This window comes from Xanthomonas indica, from assembly GCF_040529045.1.
Classification (GTDB): Bacteria; Pseudomonadota; Gammaproteobacteria; order Xanthomonadales; family Xanthomonadaceae; genus Xanthomonas_A; species Xanthomonas_A indica.
The window spans coordinates 112,744-135,033 of sequence record NZ_CP131914.1 but is presented as its reverse complement, the minus strand read 5'-3'; the positions used below and the strand labels follow the sequence as shown (position 1 = coordinate 135,033).

Sequence of the window (22,290 nt, the reverse complement as noted above, 5' to 3'; positions counted from 1 at the left end):
AGCATCGCCTTGACCCTGGCCACCACACCAGACGGACGCATCCGCAAGGTCGTCATCGCCGGCGGCGGCACCGCAGGCTGGCTGGCCGGCTGCGCGCTGGCGCACCAGTTCCGCGATCGCCTGGACATCACCCTGGTGGAGTCCGAGCAGATCGGCACCGTGGGCGTCGGCGAATCGACCGTGCCGCCGATCCGCATGTTCCACCGCTTCCTGCAGATCGACGAGCAGGAGTTCCTGCGCGCGGTGGCCGGCACCTTCAAGCTCTCGATTTCCTTCGAGCACTGGCGTCGCCCCGGCGATCGCTTCATCCATCCGTTCGGCACCATCGGGCAGGGCACCTGGGCCACGCCGTTCCATCATTTCTGGCTGGACAGCCTGCGCCGCGGCATGCCGTCGGACCTGGGCGATTTCTGCCTGGAAAGCGTGGCCTCGCATGCGGACCGGTTCTCGCTGGAGACGCAGCCGCAGGTCAACTACGCCTATCACTTCGACGCCGCGCTGTACGCGAAGTTCCTGCGCAAGAAGGCCGAAGGCTACGGCCTGCGCCGGGTGGAAGGGCAGATCCGCGAGGTTCGGCAGCATGCGCATGACGGCGCCATCGCGTCGCTGCTGCTGGACGACGGGCAGGTCATCGAGGGCGACCTGTTCATCGACTGCACCGGCTTCCGTGGCCTGCTGACCGAGCAGACGCTGCACACCGGCTACGAAGACTGGCGCGACTGGTTGCCCAGCGATCGCGCCGTGGCGGTGCAGACCGAGGCGGTCGCGCCGCCGGTGCCGTATACCCGTGCCATCGCGCACGAGGCCGGGTGGCGCTGGCATATCGCGCTCCAGCACCGGGTCGGGTGCGGGCTGGTGTTCTCCAGCCGCCACATGTCCGACGACGAGGCGCACGCCAAGCTGCTGCGCGACGTCGACGGTCCGCCGCTGCGCGACCCGTGGCTGGTGCCGTTCCGCAGCGGGCGCAGGTTGCAGGCGTGGAACAAGAACGTGGTGGCGTTGGGCCTGGCCAGTGGCTTCATCGAGCCGCTGGAATCGACCAGCATCCATCTGACCATCAGCGCCGTGGTGCGCCTGATCCAGCTGTTTCCGAGCGACGGCATCAGTCCGGCACTGGTGGAGCTGTACAACACGGTCAGCCGCCAGGAGATGGAGCACGTGCGCGACTTCATCATCCTGCACTACCACGCGACCCAGCGCGACGAACCGATGTGGAAGGCGTGCCGCGAGATGGCGCTGCCCGAGTCGCTGGCGATTCGGCTGCGCGCCTGGCGCGAACGTGCGCACGCCTGGCAGGACCCCGGCGAACTGTTCCGCGTGGATTCGTGGACCAGCGTGTTGATGGGCCAGGGGATCCAGCCCGGGCCGCCGCATCCGTTGGCCGCCGCCATGGGCGATGCGGATCTGCGCACGCTGCTGACGCGGATCCGGCAGCCGCTGCAGCAGGCCAGCGCGGCGATGCCCTCGCAGGCGGAGTTCATCGAACGCTATTGCAAGGCGGCCCCGGACGTCTGGCCGCGGAGCGTTGTTGTGGCGTAGCAGCCCATGCTGTCGCTCAAAAATGATAGCGCTAACTAGAAGGTGAGACGACGTGGAAGATAGGGGATTGGTGGCTGGAATCGATGCGGGGACGCAGAGCCTGAAGGTCGTGGTCTACGACCCGGTCGGGCGCAGCGTCGTGGCCAGCAGCAGTGCGCCGCTGGATCTGCATGCCGCCGCCGATGGCAGCCGTGAACAGCGGCCGGCGGACTGGGTGGCGGCCATGCAGGCCTGCTTCCGGGCGATCGATCCTTCGCTGCGGTCGCGCCTCGGCGCGCTGGCGGTCTCGGGCCAGCAGCACGGCTTCGTTCCGGTCGATGCGGCAGGCGAGGTGCTGGCACCGGCCAAGCTGTGGTGCGACACCAGCACCTCGGCCGAGTGCGTGCAGATCATGAACGCGGTCGGCGGCACGGCGCGCACCATCGCACTGGCGGGCAATCCGATCCTCACCGGCTACACCGCGTCCAAGCTGCCGTGGACCAAGACCCACCGGCCCGAGGCCTATGCGCGCCTCGCCACCATTCTGCTGCCGCACGATTACCTCAACTTCGTGCTGACCGGCCAGCGCTTCTGCGAATACGGCGACGCGTCGGGCACGGGCTGGCTGGACGTGCGCACGCGCACTTGGTCGACCGAGCTGCTGCGCGCCACCGATCCGCAGCGCGATCTGGCGGAGTGCCTGCCGCGCCTGGCCGCACCCGATGCCCTGTTCGACATCGACCCGGCCGCGGCCAGCCTGCTTGGCGTACCGGCGACGCTGAAGGTCGCCGTCGGCGGCGGCGACAACATGATGGCGGCCATCGGCACCGGCTGCGTCGTGCCCGGTCGCCTGGCGATGAGTCTGGGCACCTCGGGCACCCTGTTCGCCTATTCCGACACGCCGGTGGTCGACCCGGACGGCGCGTGGGCCGCGTTCTGTTCCTCCACCGGCGGCTGGCTGCCGCTGATCTGCACGATGAACTGCACCGTGGCGACCGAGCAGGTCGCCGCCGCCTTCGGTTTCAGCACTCGTGACGGCGATGCGCACCTGCACGCCACCGCGCCCGGTGCCGACGGACTGGTGATGCTGCCGTTCCTCAATGGCGAGCGCACGCCGGACCTGCCGCTGGGCAAGGGCGTGCTGGCGGGCCTGGACACCGCCAACATGACCCCGGCCCATCTCTATCGCGCGGCGATGGAAGGGGCGACGTACAGCCTGAAGTACGGCTTCGACGCCTTCGTGCGTGCCGGCATGCACTTCGAGCGCATCGTGCTGACCGGCGGCGGCAGCAACAGCGGCGCGTGGCGGCAACTGGTGGCCGATGTGTTCGGCCTGCCGGTGGACGTGCCCACGCAGCCGGAAGGCGCGGCCTTCGGTGCGGCCTTGCAGGCGCTGTGGGCCGTGGGCCTGGCACGCGGCGATGCCGCCTCCATCGCCGACATCGCGCAGCGGCACGTGGCGGTGGATCCGCAGCTGTCGGCCCGCCCGGATCCGGCGCGCACCCAGGCCTATGCCGCGGCCTATGCGCGTTTCCTGCGTCATCTCGACGCCCTGACGCCGCTGTTGCGCGGCTGATCCTCCGTTTCGCCCCCCTCCCACCACGACAGGACCACGCACCATGCACACCCAACCCTTCATCGGCGCCAAGGAATACTTCCCCGGCATCGGTCGCATCCCCTTCGAAGGCCGCGGCTCGGACAATCCATTGGCCTTCAAGGTCTATGACGCCAACAAGGTCGTCGGCGGCAAGACCATGCAGGAACATCTGCGCTTCGCGGTCTGCTACTGGCACACCTTCTGCAACGCCGGGCAGGATCCGTTCGGCCCGGGTACGCGCCACTTCCCCTGGGAGGTCGGCGCGCCGATGGCCAGCGCCGAGGCCAAAGTGGATGCGGCGTTCGAGTTCTTCACCAAGCTCGGCGTGCCGTACTGGTGCTTCCACGACGTCGACCTGGCGCCGGATGCCGACGATGCCGGGCAGTACGAAAAGAACCTCAAGCACATGGTCGGCCTGGCCAAGGCGCGCCAGGACGCGACCGGGATGAAGCTGCTGTGGGGCACGGCCAATCTGTTCTCGCATCCGCGCTACATGAACGGTGCCGCGACCAATCCCGATTTCGCCGTGGTGGCGCGCGCTGCCGTGCAGGTCAAGGCGGCGCTGGAGGCGACGGTGGAGCTGGGCGGCGAGCATTACGTGTTCTGGGGCGGCCGCGAAGGCTACGCCTCGCTGGTCAACACGCAGATGAAGCGCGAACTCGAGCACTTCGCGCGCTTCCTCACCATGGCGCGCGACTACGGCCGCAGCATCGGCCTGAAGGGCAACTTCCTGATCGAGCCCAAGCCGATGGAGCCGATGAAGCACCAGTACGACTTCGACAGCGCGACGGTGGCGGGCTTCCTGAAGGCGCACGGCCTGGACAAGGATTTCAAGCTCAACATCGAGGCCAACCACGCCACGCTCTCCGGACACACCTTCGAACACGACCTGCAGGTCGCGGCCGACCATGGCCTGCTCGGCAGCATCGACGCCAACCGCGGCAACGCGCAGAACGGCTGGGATACCGACCAGTTCCCCACCGACCTGTACGACACCGTCGGCGCCATGCTGGTGGTGCTGCGCCAGGGCGGGCTGGAGGGCGGCCTGAACTTCGACGCCAAGGTGCGTCGCGAATCCACCGACCTGGAGGATCTGTTCGTTGCCCACATCGGCGGCATGGACGCCTTCGCCCGCGGGCTGGAAGTGGCCCATGCGCTGCTCAACGACTCGCCCTGGGAACAGTGGCGCCAGGAGCGCTATGCCAGCTTCGACATTGGCGCCGGCGAGCAGTTCGCGCGTGGCGCGCTCGGCCTCGCCGAGTTGGCGGCATTGGGCGCGAAGGGCGGCGAGCCGCGGCAGATCAGCGGCCGCCAGGAGCGCTACGAGAACCTGATCAACCAGTACCTGCTGCGCTGAGCGCGGCGGCAAGGAGAGCACCGTGACCGACACCCATTCCGCACGCCATACCGGCGCTCTGCTGGCCGCACTCCTGCTCGCGCTTGCCGTGTGCAAGGGCGACGTCCAGGCCGCGGCGCCCGCCCGCGCGGACGCCAGCCCTTGGCCCAGCGTGCGCTGGCCGCTGCCCGAGGATCCCGCGCTGGAACAGCGCCTCACCGACCTGATCGCCACCATGACGGTGGAGGAAAAGGTTGGCCAACTGGTGCAGGGCGATATCGGCAGCCTCACCCCGGAGGACGTACGCACATATCGATTGGGATCGATCCTGGCCGGCGGCAACTCCGATCCTGGCGGCCGCTACGATGCCGCGCCGGCCGAATGGCTGGCGCTGGCCGATGCGTTCTATGCGGCGTCGATGGACACGTCGCAGGGCGGCAAGGCGATTCCGGTGCTGTTCGGCATCGATGCTGTGCACGGGCAGAGCAACATCGTCGGCGCGACGCTGTTCCCGCACAACATCGGCCTGGGCGCGACCCGCAACCCGGCGCTGCTGCGCCGGATCGGCGAAATCACCGCGCTGGAAACCCGTGCCACCGGCATGGAGTGGACCTTCGCGCCGACCGTGGCGGTGCCGCAGGACGACCGCTGGGGGCGGACCTACGAGGGCTATTCGGAGTCGCCCGAGGTGGTGGCCAGCTACGCCGGGGCGATGGTCGAGGGGCTGCAGGGCAAGGTGGGGACGCCGGCGTTCCTCGATGGCCGCCATGTGATCGCCTCGGTCAAGCACTTCCTGGGCGATGGCGGCACCACCGACGGCAGGGACCAGGGCGACACCAAAATCGGCGAAGCCGAGCTGGTGCGCATCCATGCCGCCGGCTATCCGCCGGCCATCGCCGCGGGCGCGCAGACCGCGATGGCCTCGTTCAACAGCGTCAACGGCGAAAAGATGCACGGCCACAAGGCCTATCTGACCGATGCGCTGAAGGGGCGCATGCACTTCGGTGGTTTCGTGGTCGGCGACTGGAACGGCCACGGACAGGTCAAGGGCTGCACGCCCACCGACTGCCCCGCCACCATCAATGCCGGCCTGGACATGGCGATGGCCTCGGACAGTTGGAAGGGCTTCTACACCACTACGCTGGCGGCGGCCAGGAACGGCACCATCTCCCCGCAACGCCTGGACGATGCGGTGCGGCGGATCCTGCGGGTCAAGATGCGGCTGGGCCTGTTTGAGGCGGGCAAGCCGTCGGCGCGCGCGGTCGGCGGCCAGTTCGCGCTGATCGGTGCGCCGGCGCATCGCGCAGTGGCGCGGCAGGCGGTGCGCGAGTCGCTGGTGCTGCTGAAGAACCAGGGCGGCGTGCTGCCGCTGTCGCCGAAGCAGCGCATCCTGGTGGCCGGCGACGGCGCCAACGACGTCGGCAAGCAAGCCGGCGGCTGGACGCTGAACTGGCAGGGCACCGGCACCACCCGCAAGGACTTCCCGAACGCGGACACCATCTACGAGGGCTTCGCGCAGCAGGCCAAGGCCGCCGGCGGCGAGGCCGTGCTGGCGGTCGACGGCACGTACACCACCAAGCCGGACGTGGCCGTGGTGGTGTTCGGGGAGAACCCGTATGCGGAGTTCCAGGGCGATCGGCCGACCCTGGCCTACAAGCCGGGCGACGACACCGACCTGGCGTTGATCAAGCGGCTCAAGGCCGACGGCATTCCCGTGGTCGCAGTGTTCCTCAGCGGACGCCCGCTGTGGGTCAACCGCGAACTCAATGCCGCCGATGCCTTCGTGGCGGCGTGGCTGCCGGGCTCGGAAGGCGCCGGTATCGCCGACGTGCTGTTGCGCAGCCCGAACGGCGGCGTGCAGCACGACTTCAAGGGCAAGCTGAGCTTCAGTTGGCCGCGCACGGCCACGCAATACGCCAACAACGTGGGGCAGCAGGGCTACGACCCGCTGTTCGCCTTCGGCTACGGCCTGCGCTACGCCGACAACGGCAATCTGGCCAAGCTCTCGGAGGTCTCCGGCCTCACCGGCAACGAAGGCGCGGCCGGGGTGTTCTTCGCCCGCGGCGCGGCCGGCCCGGGCATGGCCTTGCGCCTGGAAGGCAGCACCGGACAGGGCGTGACCGTCACCCGCGTGCCGGAATCGCTCGATGGCGCACTGCTCAAGGTCACCGGCGTGGACCACCTGGCGCAGGAAGATGGCCGCCGCCTCGCCTGGTCGGGCAAGCGCGAGGCGGTGGTCGCGCTGCAGTCGCATACGCCGCTGGATCTGCAGCGCGAGAGCAACGGCGACCTGATGCTGGTGACCACGCTGCGGGTGGACGCCGCCCCGCAGGGCGAGGCGTGGCTGGCGGTCGGCTGCGGCAGCGGCTGCACCGCGCGGGTGGCGATCGGGCCGGCGCTGGCGGCGCTGCCGGTGGGCCAGTGGACGCGCGTGGGCGTGCCGCTCAAGTGCCTGGCGGCGGCCGGCGCGGATCTGAGCAAGCTGGACCGCCCCTGGGCGTTGACCACGGCGGGCACGATGACGCTCTCGGTGTCGCGGGTCGCGCTCGCTGCGTTGAACGAAGCGGAGACCACCGTCGCATGCCCGAGCGCGTGAACCTGCGTCCTGCGCTAGCGCCCCTTGGGCGGGCTGGCGACCGAACCGCGCATCACCAGCCGGTGCGGGACCACGTGGTCGCTGGACACGCGTGCGTCGTCGCGCTTGCGGCGGATGCTGCGCAGCAGGATGTCGATGGCGGCATCGGCCATCGAGGCGATCGGTTGATGGATGGTGGTGAGTTCCGGCCAGACGGTGGTGGCGGCCGAGGTGTCGTCGAAGCCCACCACCGACAGGTCGCGCGGCACTTCCAGGCCGCGCCGGTGCGCGACCGAGATCGCCGCCGCGCCCATGTCGTCGTTGCTGGCGAAGATCGCGGTCGGCGGCCGCCGCTGCGACAGCAGCTTCTCGGCGGCGGCCAGGCCCGAGCGATAGGTGTAGTCCCCCTGCTGGACCAGGCCGGGTGCGACCTTCAGCCCGGCCTCCTGCAGCGCGGTAACGAAGCCTTCGTAGCGCCGCGCGCTGGCGCTGAGGTCCTGGCGGCCGCGGATGAAGCCGATGCGCCGGTGGCCCTGCCGGATCAGGTGCTCGGCCATCTCCTTGCCCGCATGGAAGTCGTCGATGCGCACGCAGGAGATCGCGTCGCTGAGCCGCCCCGCGGCGATCGCGACCACCGGGATGCCGGCCTTGACCAGTTCGGTCACCGCCGCCTGCGACTCGCACAACGGCGGCGGCAGGATGACGCCATCCACGCGCCCGCCCAGGGCACGCGCAGCCTTGCGCTCGGCGTCGGGGTCGAGGTCTTCCCAGTAGTGGATGACCAACTGGATGGCGGCGTTGGACGCGACGCGCAGCAAGCCGACCAGCAGCTCGCGCAGGTAGGCGCCGCTGGGGTTGGTGTAGATCAGGGCGATGCGCGTGTGCTGCGCGGCGGCCAGCGAACTGGCGGCCAGGTTGGGCGTATAGCCCAGTTCGCGCACCGCGCGCAGCACGCGCTCGCGGGTGGCATCGCGCACCTTGCCCTGGTTGATCGCGCGCGAGACGGTCATCGGCGAGACCCCGGCCAGGGCGGCGACCTCGTCGATCGTCACCCCGCTGGTCTTGCGGCGGACCGCTTTCTTCGGCTTGTCCAAAACGCGTTCCCTTTGCTCTTCTTGACGCTGCCGCGCCGCGGGCACGCCGTCAGCTTACAAGGTTTGCTGGCGGTGCTTGGGCGCCGTACGCATGTCATTCGGTGTCACTGGATGGCGTGCGTCGCCATGGGGCTGATGGCCTGTGCGAGCAGCGTGCGCGCGGAAGATGGTGCGGCGCTGTGGATGCGTTACGTGCCCTCGCAAGGCGCCGCGCGCGCGGCGGACGAGCGCGTGCGCCTGGACGAGGTCGTGGCGCCGGAGCGGACGCCCACGCAGCGCGTGGCACGCGACGAACTGGTGCGTGGCCTCACCGGCCTGCTGGGGCGCACGCCGGCGCTGCAGGCGGCGGCGACCGGCGATCACGCGGTGGTGCTGGGCACGCCGCAGTCGTCGCCGGCGCTCGCGCCGTTCCGCGAGGAGATCGCATCGCTGGGCGAGGAGGGCTACCTGCTCAAGCGCACTCGCATCGATGGGCATGCGGTGCTGCTGGTGGCCGCGCGCCGGGACATCGGCGTGCTCTACGGGGTGTTCCATCTGCTGCGGCTGCTGCAGACCGGCACACTGCTGGACACGCTGGAGGTGCGCGAGTCGCCATGGATCCAGTTGCGCGTGCTCGACCATTGGGACGACCTGGACGGCCATGTCGAGCGCGGCTATGCGGGCCGCTCCTTGTGGGACTGGCAGAGCCTGCCGGAGTGGCGCGACCCGCGTTACACCGACTACGCGCGCGCCAATGCCTCGATCGGCATCAACGGCACGGTGCTGAACAACGTCAACGCCAACGCGCAGAGCCTGGCGCCGGCCTACCTCGACAAGGCCGCGGCGCTGGCGGACGTGTTCCGGCCCTACGGCATCCGCGTGTACCTGAGCGCACGCTTCAGCGCACCCATCGAACTGGGTGGGCTGAAGACCGCCGACCCGCGCGACCCGGCCGTGCAGCGCTGGTGGCGCGACAAGGCCGATGAGATCTATGCGCGCATTCCGGATTTCGGCGGCTTCCTGGTCAAGGCGAATTCGGAAGGGCAGCCCGGCCCGCAGGACTACGGCCGTTCGCATGCCGACGGCGCCAACCTGCTGGCCGATGCGCTGGCGCCGCACGGCGGCGTGGTGATGTGGCGGGCCTTCGTCTACGCCCACGGCGTGCCGGTGGATCGCGCCATGCAGGCGTACACCGAGTTCGTCGGCCTCGACGGCGCCTTCCGCCCGAACGTGATCGTGCAGGTCAAGAACGGCCCCATCGACTTCCAGCCGCGCGAGCCCTTCCATCCGCTGTTCGGCGCCATGCCGCGCACGCCGCTGATGCTGGAGTTGCAGATCACCAAGGAGTACCTCGGCTTCGCCACGCACCTGGTGTACCTGGGGCCGCTGTACGAGGACGTGCTGCAGTCCGACACCCACGCCCGCGGCGCGGGTTCCACGGTGGCGGACGTGGTGGACGGCTCGCTGGAAGGCCACGCCCTGACCGGCATCGCCGGCGTCGCCAACATCGGCAACGACCGCACCTGGAGCGGCTCGCACTTCGACCAGGCCAACTGGTATGCGTTCGGCCGTCTCGCCTGGAATCCGCACCGCTCCGCCCGCGCCATCGCCGCGGAATGGGCGGCGATGACGTTCTCGCCGGCGTCCGAGGTGGTGCAGCCCATCGTCGGGATGATGATGGGCTCGCGCGAGGCCGCGGTGAACTACATGACCCCATTGGGCCTGCACCACCTGATGGCGCGCGGCCACCACTACGGCCCTGGCCCCTGGGTGGACGGCGGCTCGCGCGCGGACTGGACGTCGGTGTACTACCACCGTGCCGACCGCAATGGCATCGGTTTCGATCGCACCGCGCGCGGCAGCAATGCGGTGGGCCAGTACGCGCCCGAGGTGGCGGCCGTGTATGGCGACCTGGCGCGGGTGCCCGAGCCATTGCTGCTGTGGTTCCACCACGTGCCGTGGGACCACCGCATGGCCTCCGGAAGGCCATTGTGGGACGAGCTGGTCGGGCGCTATACGCAGGGCGTGCGCCAGGTGCAGGCCATGCAGGCCACCTGGGACGGCCTGCGCGGCAAGGTGGACGACGAGCGACATGCGCAGGTGGCGGCCTTCCTGCGCATCCAGTTGCGCGAAGCGCAGTGGTGGCGCGATGCCAGCGTGGCGTATTTCCAGTCGGTGAGCGGGCGGCCATTGCCCGCAGGCGAAGCCGCGCCGCCGCACCCGCTGGGCTGGTACCAGGCCCTGCAATTTCCCTCCGCACCCGGAGATGGACGATGAAGCCGACGACGTGGAGCGGCCGGCTGCTGGCGGCGGCCTTGGGGTGTTGCGCGATCCCCTGCATGGCGCAGCACGCAGCGCCGCCGCTGCTGCATCCGCTGTTCCAGGACCACGCCGTGCTGCAACGCGACCGGGTGATTCCGGTCTGGGGCCACGCCGCGCCGGGTGCCACGGTGTCGCTGACCTTCGCCCGGCAGTCTGTCAGCGCACGCGCCGATGCCGACGGCCGCTGGCGTGCCACGCTCAAGCCCATCGCCGCCGGTGGGCCTTACGACATGACGGTCCGCGCGGGACAGGAGCGCCAGGTCGTGCGCGATGTGCTGATGGGCGATGTCTGGCTGTGTTCCGGGCAATCGAACATGGAGCTGCCGGTGTGGCGCGCGCTGGATGCGAGCCGCGAACTGGCCGCGGCCACGCAGCCGAGCATCCGTCTGTTCGCCGTGCCCAAGGCCGCGGCGGTCACGCCGCAGGAGGCGTTCGCGGCTGCGGTGGCGTGGCAACCCGCATCGCCGCAGACGGTGCGCGAGTTTTCCGCCGCCTGCTTCTACTTCGCGCGCGAACTGCAGAAGACGGTCAAAGTGCCGATGGGGCTGATCCAGGCGGCCTGGGGCGGTGCGCGGATCGAGGCCTGGACCAGCGCCGGCGCGCTGCGCGCGCAGGGCGGCATGGACGCGGCGCTCGACGTGCTGGCGCTGTACGCCACCGACCCCGTGGCCGCGAGCGCGCGCTGGGGCCGGCACTGGCAGCAGTGGTGGAGCACACGCGCCGGCGCCAAGCCGGGCGATACGCCATGGCAACCCGGCGCTGACAGCACCGGATGGCAGGATGCGCCGGCCGCGCTCGGGGCATGGGAGCGCTGGGGCGTGCCGGCGCTGGCCGACTACAACGGCATGGTCTGGTACCGCACGCAGGTCACCCTCACCGCCGCGCAGGCGGCGCAGGGCGCACGGCTGGTGCTGGGGCCGGTCGACGAGACGGACATGACCTGGGTGAACGGCGTGGCCGTGGGCAGCCAGAACACGCCGAGCGATCCGCGCCGGTATGCGCTTGCGCCCGGCCTGTTGAAGGCGGGCCTCAACACGGTGGTGGTCAACGTGCTGGATACCTACGGCGAGGGCGGGTTGGCAGGCCCCGCGAGCGCCCAGGCCGTGGAACTGGACGACGGCACGCGGATCGTCCTCGACGCGCCCTGGCAGTACCGCGTCGCGCCCGATCCACAGTCACCGCCGCTGGCGCCGTGGCATGCGGCCTCCGGCATGTCGACGCTGTACAACGGCATGATCGCGCCGCTCGCGGCTGAGGGGCTGCGTGGGATGCTGTGGTACCAGGGCGAATCCAACACCGGCGAGGGCGCCGCCTACGCGATGCGGCTGCGTGGCTTGCGCGACGACTGGCGCCGGCAGTTTGGCACGGCGCTGCCGTTGCTGGTGGTGCAACTGGCCGGCTACGGTCGCCCGCCACGGGCGCCGGCGGAGAGCGGCTGGGCGCAGGTGCGCGAGGCGCAGCGGCGCGTGGCGGCAGAAGACCCGCACAGCGGACTCGCGGTGGCCATCGACATCGGCGATGCCTACGACATCCATCCGCCGAACAAGCAGGAACTGGGGCGACGCCTGGCACAGGCGGCGCGCCATGTGGTCTACGGCGAACGCGCACTGGCCCCGTCCGGTCCAACGCCACGCGCGGCATCGCGCACGCAGGGCGCGGTGCGGATCGCGTTCGACGACGTCGTCGGGACGCTGGTCACGACCGGTGCGAACGGTCCCATCGGCTTCGCACTCTGCGATACGCAGGCGCAGCACTGTGCGTATGCAGACGCCGCCCTGGACGGGCCCACCGTGGTCCTGCGCAGCCCGCAGGCCGCAACCGCCACGCGCATCCGCTACTGCTGGGCCGACGGCCCGGTCTGCACGCTGGGCGACAGCTCCGGCGCGCCGGCGGGGCCGTTCGAACTCTCCCTTCCTGCAGAGGTTCCCTGATGCGTGCGCTGCTTGCCATGGCCTTCCTGCTGCTGTCCGCGGCGCTGCAGCCGCTGCGGGCCGCGCCCGCGCCGCCGGTCTATTTCGACTGGTTCGACTACGCCGGGCGCGACGCGGCCTTCGAGGCGCCGCTGCCTGCCGGGCATTACCGCAACCCGATCCTGGCCGGCTTCCATGCCGACCCCAGCATCGTCCGCGAGAACGGCCGGTTCTACCTGGTCAATTCCAGCTTCACCTATTTCCCCGGCATCCCCGTGTTCGAGAGCGCCGACCTGGTGCACTGGACGCAGATCGGCAACGTGATCGACCGGCCGACGCAGCTGGACTTCGACGGCCTGAGCGTGTCGCGCGGCATCTTCGCGCCGGCCATCGCCTACCACGACGGCGTGTTCTACGTGGTCACCACCGCCGTGGACAGCGGCGGCAACTTCATCGCCACCGCGCGCGATCCCGCCGGCCCCTGGTCGGATCCGCACTGGCTGCCGGGCATCGGCGGCATCGACCCGTCCCTGTTCTTCGATGCCGACGGCCGCGTCTACCTGCTCAACAACGACGTGCCGCCCGGCCCGGCGCGCTACGACGGCCACCGTGCGATCTGGATGCAGCAACTCGACCTGGCGACCTTCACCCCGGTCGGGCCGCGCAAGGTGCTGATCGATGGCGGTGTGGAGCCGGCGAAGAACCCGATCTGGATCGAGGGGCCGCACCTGTATCGACGCGACGGCTGGTACTACCTCTCCGACGCCGAGGGCGGCACCGGGCCGCAGCACTCGCAGGTGGTGCTGCGCAGCCGCGACGTGTGGGGGCCTTACCAGCCGTATGCGGGCAATCCCATCCTCACCCAGCGCGACCTGCCCGACGCTCGGCCGCTGCCGATCGCCAATGCCGGGCATGCGGACCTGGTGGAAGGGCCGGACGGTTCCTGGTGGGCGGTGTTCCTGGCCAGCCGTACCTACGACGTGCGCCACTACAACACCGGGCGCGAGACCTACCTGCTGCCGGTGCAGTGGCGCGACGGCTGGCCGGTGATCCTGCCGGCCGGGCAGGCCATCCCGTATGCGGTCAGGGCGCCGTCGTGGATGCAGGGCGCGGCGTCGCAGGCGCCGGCCACCGGCAACTTCGCCGAGCGCGACGAGTTCGACGCGCCGACGCTCGGCCGCGGCTGGTTGCGCGTGCGCGTGCCCAAGCAGGACTGGGCGGACCTGCGCACGCGTCCGGGGCGCCTGGCCGTGCATCCGTTGCCGGAGAACCTGGATACCTTGCGCAACCCCGCGTTCCTGGGGCGCCGCCAGCAGCATCTGCGGTTCGAGGCCAGCACCGCATTGACGCGCCCCGAAGCGGGCGTGGCGGCCGGGCTTGCGGCGTTCCAGAACGAGGACTGGTGGTACTTCCTCGGCGTGCGCCGTGTGGGCCGCGATCGCGTGGTGGTGTTCCTCGAAGCGCGCGAGGGCAAGGGCGCGACCAGGGCCATCGCGACCCGCGAGGTGGACGCGCCCGGCGCGCTGCGCCTGAAGATCGCGGGCGACAACGGCACGTATGCGTTCGCGTTCGACACCGGCGCGGGGCAAGGCTGGCAGACCCTCGCCGACGACGTCGACGGGACGGTGTTGAGTACGGATCGCGCAGGCGGCTTCGTGGGCGCCCTGCTCGGTCCTTTCGCGCGCGACGAGCGCGCCTCCAGGAGCAAACGATGATGCGCAGGTCTTCCTTTCGTCGCGGCGTTCGTGGCCGCCTGTTCCGCACGCTGGCCCTGTGCGCCGCCACCACGCTGGCCGGCGTCGGCCATGCCGCGGACACCCAGCCCTGGCAAGACCCCTCCGCCAGCTTCGAGGACCGGGCGGCTGCGCTGGTCGCGCAGATGACCCTGGAGGAGAAAGCGGCGCAGATGCAGAACGCCGCGCCGGCGATCGAGCGCCTGGGCGTGCCGGCCTACGACTGGTGGAACGAGGCGCTGCACGGCGTGGCGCGGGCCGGGCAGGCCACCGTGTTTCCGCAGGCGATCGGGCTGGCCGCCACCTTCGACGTGCCGTTGATGGGGCAGGTGGCCACCACCATCAGCGACGAGGCGCGTGCCAAGCACCACCAGTTCCTCCGCGAGGGCGCGCACGGCCGTTATCAGGGGCTGACCTTCTGGTCGCCGAACATCAACATCTTCCGCGACCCGCGCTGGGGGCGCGGCCAGGAAACCTACGGCGAGGATCCCTACCTCACCGCGCGCATGGGCGTGGCCTTCGTGCAGGGACTGCAGGGCGACGATCCGGTGTACCGCAAGCTCGACGCCACCGCCAAGCATTTCGCCGTGCACAGCGGCCCGGAAGCCGACCGCCACCACTTCGATGCGCGCCCCAGCAAGCGCGACCTCTACGACACCTACCTGCCGGCGTTCGAGGCGCTGGTGAAGGAGGGCAAGGTGGATGCGGTGATGGGCGCCTACAACCGGGTGTACGGCGAGTCCGCCAGCGCCAGCCGGTTCCTGCTGCGCGACGTGCTGCGCCGCGACTGGGGCTTCACCGGGTATGTGGTGTCGGACTGCTGGGCCATCGTCGACATCTGGAAGCACCACCACCTCGCGCCCAGCCGCGAGGCCGCCGCGGCGCTGGCGGTCAGGAACGGCACCGAACTGGAGTGCGGCCAGGAGTACGCCACGCTGCCGGCGGCGGTACGCCAGGGGCTGATCGGCGAAGCGGAGATCGACGACGCGGTGACACGCCTGTTCACCGCGCGGATGCGCCTGGGCATGTTCGATCCGCCCGAACGCGTGCGCTGGGCGCGGATCCCCGCCTCGGTGAACCAGGCGCCCGCGCACGATGCGCTGGCCTTGCAGGCCGCGCAGGAATCGCTGGTGCTGTTGAAGAACGATGGCGTGCTGCCGCTGTCGCGCGACCTCAAGCGCATCGCCGTGGTCGGCCCGACCGCCGACGACACCATGGCCTTGCTCGGCAACTACTTCGGCACCCCGGCGGCGCCGGTCACCCTCCTGCAGGGCATCCGCGAGGCGGCCAAGGGCATCGAGGTGCGCTATGCGCGCGGCGTGGATCTGGTCGAAGGGCGCGACGATCCGGGCGCCACGCCGCTGATCGAGCCGACGTATCTGCGGCCCTCGGCGGACTCGCCGGAACGCGGCCTGCGCGGCGAATACTTCCGCACGCCCGATCTGTCGGGCACGCCGGCGCTGGTCCGCACCGACGCCCAGATCGGCTTCCGCTGGGACCGCGGCTCGCCGACCGACAACCTGCTGGCCCGCGGCGAAGCGGGGCCGGGGCAGGGCATTCCCAACGATCATTTCAGCATCCGCTGGAGCGGCCAACTGCTGCCGCCGGTCTCGGGCCGCTACCGGATAGAGGCGGCCGCCGACGACGGCTTCCGCCTCTACGTGGACGGCAAGCTGGTGCTGGATCACTGGACCGACAGCGACCGCATGCGCGCCGACGGTGTGGACCTGGAGTTGCAGGCGGGCCGCGCCTATGCGGTGAAGCTGGAGTACTACGACGCCGAGCGCGACGCCGGCGTGCGCCTGGGCTGGCGCATGCCTGGCGCCAAGCCGCCGTTCGAGGAGGCGCTCGATGCCGCGCGCAACGCGGACGTGGTGGTGTTCGTCGGCGGCCTGACCGGCGACGTCGAGGGCGAAGAGATGAAGGTCGACTATCCGGGCTTCGCCGGCGGCGACCGCACCGACCTGCGCCTGCCCGCGCCGCAGCGCACCCTGCTGGAGGCGCTGCACGCCACCGGCAAGCCGGTGGTGATGGTACTGACCGGCGGCTCGGCAATGGCGGTGGAATGGGCGCAGGCGCATCTGCCGGCGATCCTGATGAGCTGGTATCCGGGGCAGCGCGGCGGCACCGCCGTGGGCCAGGCGCTGTTCGGCGAGGTCAATCCCGCCGGCCGCCTGCCGGTGACGTTCTACCGGGCGGACCAGGCGCTGCCCGCCTTCGACGACTACGCGATGGAAGGCCGCACCTACCGCTACTTCCGCGGCACCCCGCTGTATCCGTTCGGCCACGGGCTCTCGTATACGCGGTTCGACTACGCCAAGCTGCGCCTGGATGCGTCGCGCATCGCCGACGATGGGCGCCTCACGGTGCAGGTGGAGGTGGCCAACACCGGCAAGCGCGCCGGCGACGAAGTCGCGCAGCTGTACGTGCGGCGGCTGGCGGCCGCACCCGGCGATGCGCAGCAGGCGCTGCGTGGCTTCCAGCGTGTGCACCTCGCTCCTGGCGAGCGGCGGACCCTGACCTTCGAACTGGACGCGCAACAGGCGCTGCGTCAGTACGACGACGCGCGCGGCGCCTATGTCGTGCCAGCGGGGAGCTACGAAGTGCGGATCGGCGGTTCCAGCGCCGATGCCCGCGTGCGTGGGCGCTTCACCGTGGAGGCGCGTCGTGACTGAGCCCCGCAGTGCGGAGACCGCCGCGCACACGCTGTCGGTGCGGGAGAAGCTGGGCTACAGCCTGGGCGACCTGGCGGCGAACCTCATCTTCCAGACGCTGATCACCTACCTGGCGTTCTTCTACACCGATGTCTACCGATTGCCGGCGGCCACGGCGGCGACGATCATCTTCGTGATCGGCCTGCTGGGCGCGTTCGTGTTCACTCCGCTGATCGGCATCGCCGCCGACCGCACGGCGAGCCGCTGGGGCAAGTTCCGGCCCTGGATCCTGTGGACGGCGATCCCCTTCGGCGCGCTGTCGCTGCTGGCCTTCAGTACTCCTGACCTGGGCGCGCGCGGCAAGGTGCTGTACGCCCTCACCACCTATGGCCTGCTGATGCTGGTGTACGCGGCCAACAACCTGCCGTACTCGGCGCTCAGCGGGGTGTTGACCGGCAACATGGCCCAGCGCAACAGCCTGTCGGCGTACCGCTTCGTGGCGGTGATGATCGCGCAGTTCATCATCCAGGTGCTGCTGTTGCCGCTGGTGCTGATCCTGGGCGACGGCGACAACGTGCGCGGCTTCGAGCGCCTGATGACGGTGTTCGCGGTGGTGGGCACGCTGTTCTTCCTGATCACCTTCGCCACCACCCGCGAGCGCATCGTCCCGGCCAAGGAACAGAGCGCCGGCGTGCTGCAGGACCTGTCCGACCTGCTGCACAACCGGCCGTGGAAGGTGATGCTGGCGCTGACGGTGCTGGTCTTCGTCAACCTGGCGCTGAAGGGCGGCACCTACATCTACTACTTCCAGTATTACCTGAGCGAGGCCGCGCTAGCGGGCTTTCTCGACGCCTCCGGATTCAATGGCTTCATCGGCGGAGTCAATGCGCTGCTCAGCGGATGGGGCCTGTCCGGTTTCACTTGGCCGCAGGATCCGGCGACCTCGGCATTCAGCCTGTTCAACGCCTGCGGGATCCTGTGCATGATCCTGGGCATCGGATTTTCCCGGCGCCTGGCCGACCGCTTCGGCAAGCGCGATGCCTTCGGCGGCGCGCTGCTGGCCTCCACCGTGTTCCTGCTGGCGTTCTACGTGTTTCCGCCCACGGCGATCGGCGTGGCCTTCGGCGCCTTCATGCTGCACGGCTTCTGCTACGGCATCACCATCCCCTTGCTGTGGGCGATGATCGCCGACGTCGCCGACTACTCCGAATGGAAGAACCATCGCCGCGCCACCGCGATCATCTTCTCGGCGATGCTGTGCGGGCTGAAGATCGGGCTCAGCATCGGCGGCGCGCTGGTCGCCGGCATCCTCGCGCACCACGGCTACCAGGCAGGCGCGCCGCAGCAGCCGCAGGCTGTGGTGGACGGCATCCGCCTGACCGTGAGCGTCTATAGCGCCATCCCGTTCCTGGTCGCGGTGGCGCTGCTGTTCTTCTATCGGATCGACAAGCGTATGGAACGTCGCATCGAACACGACCTGCAGGCGCGTCGGCAGGGAGCCGACCCGAGTGAACTCAGCGACCTGGACCATCTCGCGGCGCACGCCATCGCGCAGCCGCTGGTCACCCACATCTACACGGCCGATCCATCGGCCCACGTGTTCGAAGGGCGCCTGTACATCTATCCGTCGCACGACATCGACAGCGGCGCGCCGTTCGACGACGACGGCGGTCACTTCGGCATGGAGGACTACCACGTGCTGCGCATGGACACGCCCGACGGCGCCGCCACCGACTGCGGCGTGGCCCTGCATGTGCGCGACGTGCCCTGGGCCAGCCGGCAGATGTGGGCACCGGATGCGGCGACCCGCGATGGCCGCTACTACCTGTATTTCCCGGCCAAGGACGCGCAGGGCCTGTTCCGCATCGGCGTGGCGGTGGCCGACCGTCCGGAGGGCCCGTTCGCCGCCGAGCCCGAGCCGATCGCGGGCACCTATTCGATCGACCCAGCCGTGTTCGAGGACGACGATGGCGCGCACTACCTCTGCTTCGGCGGCATCTGGGGCGGCCAGTTGCAGAAGTACCGCGACGATCGCCACGACGCGTTGCACGCCGAGCCGGAGGGAGCTGCGCCGGCACTGGGGCCGCGGATCGCCCGGCTGGACGCTGGCATGACGCAACTGGCGGAGCGCACGCGGGAAATCGTCATCCTCGACGAACACGGCCAGCCGTTGCGCGCCGACGACCACGCGCGCCGCTTCTTCGAGGGACCGTGGCTGCACAAGGACCAGGGCCGGTACTACCTGTCGTACTCCACCGGCGATACGCACCTGCTGTGTTACGCCACGGGCGACAGCCCGTATGGCCCGTTCACCTATCGCGGCGTGCTGCTCAAGCCGGTGGTGGGCTGGACCACGCACCACTCCATCTGCAGGTTTGAAGGCCGGTGGTACCTGTTCTACCACGACGCGCTGCTGTCCGGCGGCGTGACCCACCTGCGCTCGGTCAAGTGCACGCCGCTGCACGTCGAGGCGGATGGCAGCATCCGCACGGTCGATCCCTATGGTGGCTGAAAGGCCGTCGCCCAGCGGCACTGCGGCGTCGGCACGCGGCGCAGTGACCTCCTGTGGGAGTCGACTGTCATGCAGCCGCGACGCGCGACGTGGTGTGCGTTCCGATGGCGCAATGCGTCGGGACTGAAGTCCCTCCCACAGTGCACCCGGCGGGCGCGCCGCAAGCCCCCAGTGGAAGCGACTTCGGTCGCGACGAGTGAAGCCATTCAATGACCGATTGCTACAGCGGTCGGGACTGAAGTCCCTCCCACAATTGCGCCAGCCAGCCAGCCAGCCAGCCAGCTAGCCAGCTAGCCAGCTAGCCAGGCGCGGCGCCGTTACACCGACCGCGGCAACAGCTCCAAGCCCTGGACCTCGCGAATCCCCAACCCTGGCGCTTCGCCAATCCGGATCTGCGCTTCGTCGAACTGCGCCCCGCCCACCACCGGGTCGAAGGCCCCCAGCGAGGGCCCGTCCAGGTCGACCTTGGTGATGACGTCCGCGCGCGCCACCGCCAGGTGTGCCGCCGCCGCGACGCCGATGCTCGATTCGAGCATGCAGCCGATCATGCACGGCACCCCGTACACCGCGGCGATGTCGGCGATGCGCAGCGCGTTGGACAGCCCGCCGGCCTTGATCAGCTTGATGTTGACGATGTCCGCCGCGCGCCGCTGCAGCAGCGCGATCGCCTGCGCCGGCGAGAACACGCTCTCGTCGGCCATCACCGGGGTCTGCACGCGCTCGGTCACGTACTGGAGGCCATCGACGTCGCCGGCCTTGACCGGCTGTTCCAGCAGTTCCAGGGTCACCCCGGCACGCTCCAGCGCGTGCATCGCCTGCACCGCCTGCTTCGGCGTCCAGCCCTGGTTGGCGTCCAGCCGCAGCTGCGCGCGGCCGGCGACCGCGGCATGGATCGCCTCGACCCGTGCGATGTCCTCGGCGAGATCGGTGCCGATCTTGATCTTCAGCGCCACGAACCCACGCGCCAGTGCCGACAGCGCATCGGCCACCATCGTGTCCACGGCGTTCACGCTGATGGTGAGGTCGGTGGTCAGCTGCGGCGTGCCGCCGCCAAGCAGCTGGTACAGCGGCGCACCATGCTGTTGCGCCCACAGGTCGTGCACGGCGATCTCCAGCGCCGCCTTGGCGCTGTTGTTGTGTTCCAGCGCGCCCTGGATCAGGCCGCGCAGGCGCTGCAGGTCGGCGATGTCCTCGCCGATCAGGCGCGGCGCCAGGCAGCGTTCGATCGCCGCGATGATCGCTCCGTGGGTATCGCCGGTGATCGGCGGGGTGGCCGGTGCGCTGCCATGGCCGATCCGGCCGTCGTCGGTGTGGACCATGACCACCACGTCCTCGATCGCCTGCACGGTGCGCAGCGCGGTCTTGAACGGGGTCTTCAGCGGCACGCGCAGCATGCCCAGGCGGATCTCGGTGATCTTCATTCGGTGGTCGGCGCGCGCAGGCGCTGGATGCGGGTGATGCGGTCGATGAACGGCGTGCCGTCGCCGAGCAGCAGCGGCTCCAGCGGGGTCACCGACACGCCGTTGAGGCGCACGCGCTGCACCTGGCCGGCGGCATCGCGGTAGCTGGCGCCGGCCACGTCGTGGATCACCCAGGTCTGGCCATCCTCGTGGCCGATCACCAGCATCACGTGGCCGGGGATGTAGACCAGGTCGCCGACGCGCAGTCGCGCCAGCGCCTGTTGCCGCTGCGGCAGCGGGTCGGTGGCGGTGTAGGGCACCGACGCCAGTGCCGGACTGCGCGCCTGGTCGCCGGTGTTGCGCGGCAGCTCGATGCCGAGGCTGCGGTGGAGGTCGACCACGAAGCCGCTGCAGTCGCGCGCGTCGTAACTGTTGCCCCAGCCGTAGCGCTCGCCGAGGAACTTGAACGCCTGCTGCAGCAACATCTGCGGCGTGGCCGGCAGCGGCGCCTCGGCGACGTCGGCGCTGCGCGGCACCAGTGCGGGCGCCAGTTGCAGCCGTCCGTCGCGGTCGCGCAGCGGCAACTGCACCACGTAGGCGGCCAGCGGTGACTGGCCGTTGACCGCCTGCAGCGGCGGCCAGTCGCGCAGCAGCGGCAGCGCGCTGCCCATGTCCAGCGCCACCTGCGAGGCTGCCGGCAACTCCGGGGTGAACACGGTGGCCGCGCGCGCGCCGGTGACCAGCAGTCGCGGCGTGCGCTGCGCGTAGGCCAGCACACTGGCGCGGTCGCTCTCGGCGATGCGATCGCGGGCGATCCAGGCGGCGTAGTTGTTGGCCAGCACGAACAGCCACTGCCCATCGGCACTGGCATGCAGGATCGCCACCGGGCTGCCCGGAGACAGCGCCGATTCCTGGAAACGGTCGATGTCGCGATCGTCGCGGTCGCTGAACACGCGTTCGGCGGTGGGGAAGCGCCGCAGGTCGGCGCGTTGCACCACCAAGGCGTAGCGCGGCTGCACCTGTGCCGGCAGCGCGTCCAGCGCCAGCGCGCGCTGCAGCGCCTGCAGATGCACAGCATCGAGTGCGGCACCCCGGGTGTCGTAGAGCGAGCGCGTCGGCGGTGCCGACAATGCCAGGATCTGCGCGCGCACCTGCGCGCCGGGCAGTTGCGCCGGCAGCGTGGCCAGATCGTGCATCGACGGATCGTCGTGCAGCAGTCGGGCGTTGAACACGGCGCGCTGCGACGCCTGCAGCAGCGGCGGCGATGCCGCCGGCAGCCGTGCGATCCAGTGCGCGGCCTGCAACTGCGCCGGCTGTGCCTGCAGCGGCATGGCGTCGGTGGCGCGTGCTGGTGCGATGCCGCCGCTCGCCGCCACGGCGAGCAACAGGCACAGGCCGCGCATCGTGATCATGGCATCCCGCTGTCTGGAAAGAAGGCCGGCGCGTGCTGCGCGCCGACGCCAGGATCTTCGATTCCCGGTTTTTTCCTGTCAAGGCGCTGCGTTGACAGGTTTTGCGAGCGCGTGGTACATCCGACTGCACAGGGGGAGAGCGGCGATGGCGCTGGGGAACGTGCAGGCACCGCACGGCAGCGCCGCGTCCGCTCGGCAAGATGCAGCACCGCAACACGATGGCCGCGTGCCGTGCACGCGTCATCGCC

The 22,290-nt window shown here is 70.2% G+C and carries 12 protein-coding genes and 1 pseudogene; 10 read left to right on the top strand and 3 right to left on the bottom strand.

What is annotated here, in order from left to right; genetic code table 11:
• Positions 1-9: 9 nt before the first annotated feature.
• Genes Q7W82_RS00555 through Q7W82_RS00540 form a run of 4 tightly spaced genes read left to right on the top strand, consistent with a single transcriptional unit; the run spans position 10 to position 7,047 of the window.
• The gene (locus Q7W82_RS00555; RefSeq protein ID WP_242161183.1) at positions 10-1,539 is read left to right on the top strand and encodes a tryptophan halogenase family protein; all 1,530 of its coding nucleotides are present in this window, start codon (positions 10-12) and stop codon (positions 1,537-1,539) included.
• 52 nt (positions 1,540-1,591) lie between these two features.
• Positions 1,592-3,094, top strand: a complete 1,503-nt coding sequence (gene xylB, locus Q7W82_RS00550; protein ID WP_242161184.1) for a xylulokinase — start codon at positions 1,592-1,594, stop codon at positions 3,092-3,094.
• A 43-nt stretch (positions 3,095-3,137) separates the two neighbouring features.
• The gene (gene xylA / locus Q7W82_RS00545) at positions 3,138-4,472 is read left to right on the top strand and encodes a xylose isomerase (RefSeq protein ID WP_242161185.1); all 1,335 of its coding nucleotides are present in this window, start codon (positions 3,138-3,140) and stop codon (positions 4,470-4,472) included.
• A 22-nt stretch (positions 4,473-4,494) separates the two neighbouring features.
• Positions 4,495-7,047, top strand: coding sequence for an exo 1,3/1,4-beta-D-glucan glucohydrolase (locus tag Q7W82_RS00540; RefSeq protein WP_311195518.1), 2,553 nt, complete (start codon positions 4,495-4,497; stop codon positions 7,045-7,047).
• A gap of 14 nt (positions 7,048-7,061) precedes the next feature.
• On the opposite strand, the gene Q7W82_RS00535 is transcribed toward Q7W82_RS00540, so the two are convergent.
• A complete protein-coding gene (locus tag Q7W82_RS00535) occupies positions 7,062-8,120 on the bottom strand; it encodes a LacI family DNA-binding transcriptional regulator (RefSeq protein ID WP_242161186.1) in 1,059 nt (352 codons plus the stop codon).
• 111 nt (positions 8,121-8,231) lie between these two features.
• Here Q7W82_RS00535 and Q7W82_RS00530 point away from each other — a divergent pair, with 111 nt between their 5' ends.
• From Q7W82_RS00530 to Q7W82_RS00505, 6 genes and pseudogenes are all read left to right on the top strand, one after another.
• A complete protein-coding gene (locus tag Q7W82_RS00530; protein WP_242161187.1) occupies positions 8,232-10,376 on the top strand; it encodes an alpha-glucuronidase family glycosyl hydrolase in 2,145 nt (714 codons plus the stop codon).
• Entirely contained in the window at positions 10,373-12,352 is a 1,980-nt protein-coding gene (locus tag Q7W82_RS00525; protein WP_242161188.1) for a sialate O-acetylesterase, read from the top strand. The genes Q7W82_RS00530 and Q7W82_RS00525 overlap by 4 nt, the downstream gene beginning before the upstream one ends.
• Positions 12,352-14,046 (top strand): glycoside hydrolase family 43 protein, encoded by a 1,695-nt coding sequence (locus Q7W82_RS00520; RefSeq protein ID WP_242161189.1) that lies wholly within the window; start codon positions 12,352-12,354, stop codon positions 14,044-14,046. The genes Q7W82_RS00525 and Q7W82_RS00520 overlap by 1 nt, the downstream gene beginning before the upstream one ends.
• A gap of 74 nt (positions 14,047-14,120) precedes the next feature.
• A complete protein-coding gene (locus tag Q7W82_RS00515; RefSeq protein WP_311195520.1) occupies positions 14,121-16,739 on the top strand; it encodes a glycoside hydrolase family 3 C-terminal domain-containing protein in 2,619 nt (872 codons plus the stop codon).
• A 31-nt stretch (positions 16,740-16,770) separates the two neighbouring features.
• Positions 16,771-18,228, top strand: a pseudogene (locus Q7W82_RS00510) (MFS transporter); the annotation flags it as partial.
• A gap of 12 nt (positions 18,229-18,240) precedes the next feature.
• Entirely contained in the window at positions 18,241-19,230 is a 990-nt protein-coding gene (locus Q7W82_RS00505) for a glycoside hydrolase family 43 protein (protein ID WP_353949518.1), read from the top strand.
• A gap of 317 nt (positions 19,231-19,547) precedes the next feature.
• On the opposite strand, the gene Q7W82_RS00500 is transcribed toward Q7W82_RS00505, so the two are convergent.
• Positions 19,548-20,651, bottom strand: coding sequence for a dipeptide epimerase (locus tag Q7W82_RS00500; RefSeq protein WP_242161190.1), 1,104 nt, complete (start codon positions 20,649-20,651; stop codon positions 19,548-19,550).
• Positions 20,648-22,042 carry an SH3 domain-containing protein gene (locus Q7W82_RS00495; protein WP_242161191.1) on the bottom strand — a complete coding sequence of 465 codons (1,395 nt, stop codon included), beginning with the start codon at positions 22,040-22,042 and terminating at the stop codon, positions 20,648-20,650. The genes Q7W82_RS00500 and Q7W82_RS00495 overlap by 4 nt, the downstream gene beginning before the upstream one ends.
• Positions 22,043-22,290: the final 248 nt, after the last annotated feature.

Coding starts and splice junctions, on each gene's coding strand:
- xylA (WP_242161185.1), top strand. CDS start 3,138: ATGCACACCCAACCCTTCATCGGCGCCAAGGAATACTTCCCCGGCATC.
- Q7W82_RS00530 (WP_242161187.1), top strand. CDS start 8,232: ATGGCGTGCGTCGCCATGGGGCTGATGGCCTGTGCGAGCAGCGTGCGC.
- Q7W82_RS00525 (WP_242161188.1), top strand. CDS start 10,373: ATGAAGCCGACGACGTGGAGCGGCCGGCTGCTGGCGGCGGCCTTGGGG.
- Q7W82_RS00520 (WP_242161189.1), top strand. CDS start 12,352: ATGCGTGCGCTGCTTGCCATGGCCTTCCTGCTGCTGTCCGCGGCGCTG.
- Q7W82_RS00500 (WP_242161190.1), bottom strand. CDS start 20,651: ATGAAGATCACCGAGATCCGCCTGGGCATGCTGCGCGTGCCGCTGAAG.
- Q7W82_RS00495 (WP_242161191.1), bottom strand. CDS start 22,042: ATGATCACGATGCGCGGCCTGTGCCTGTTGCTCGCCGTGGCGGCGAGC.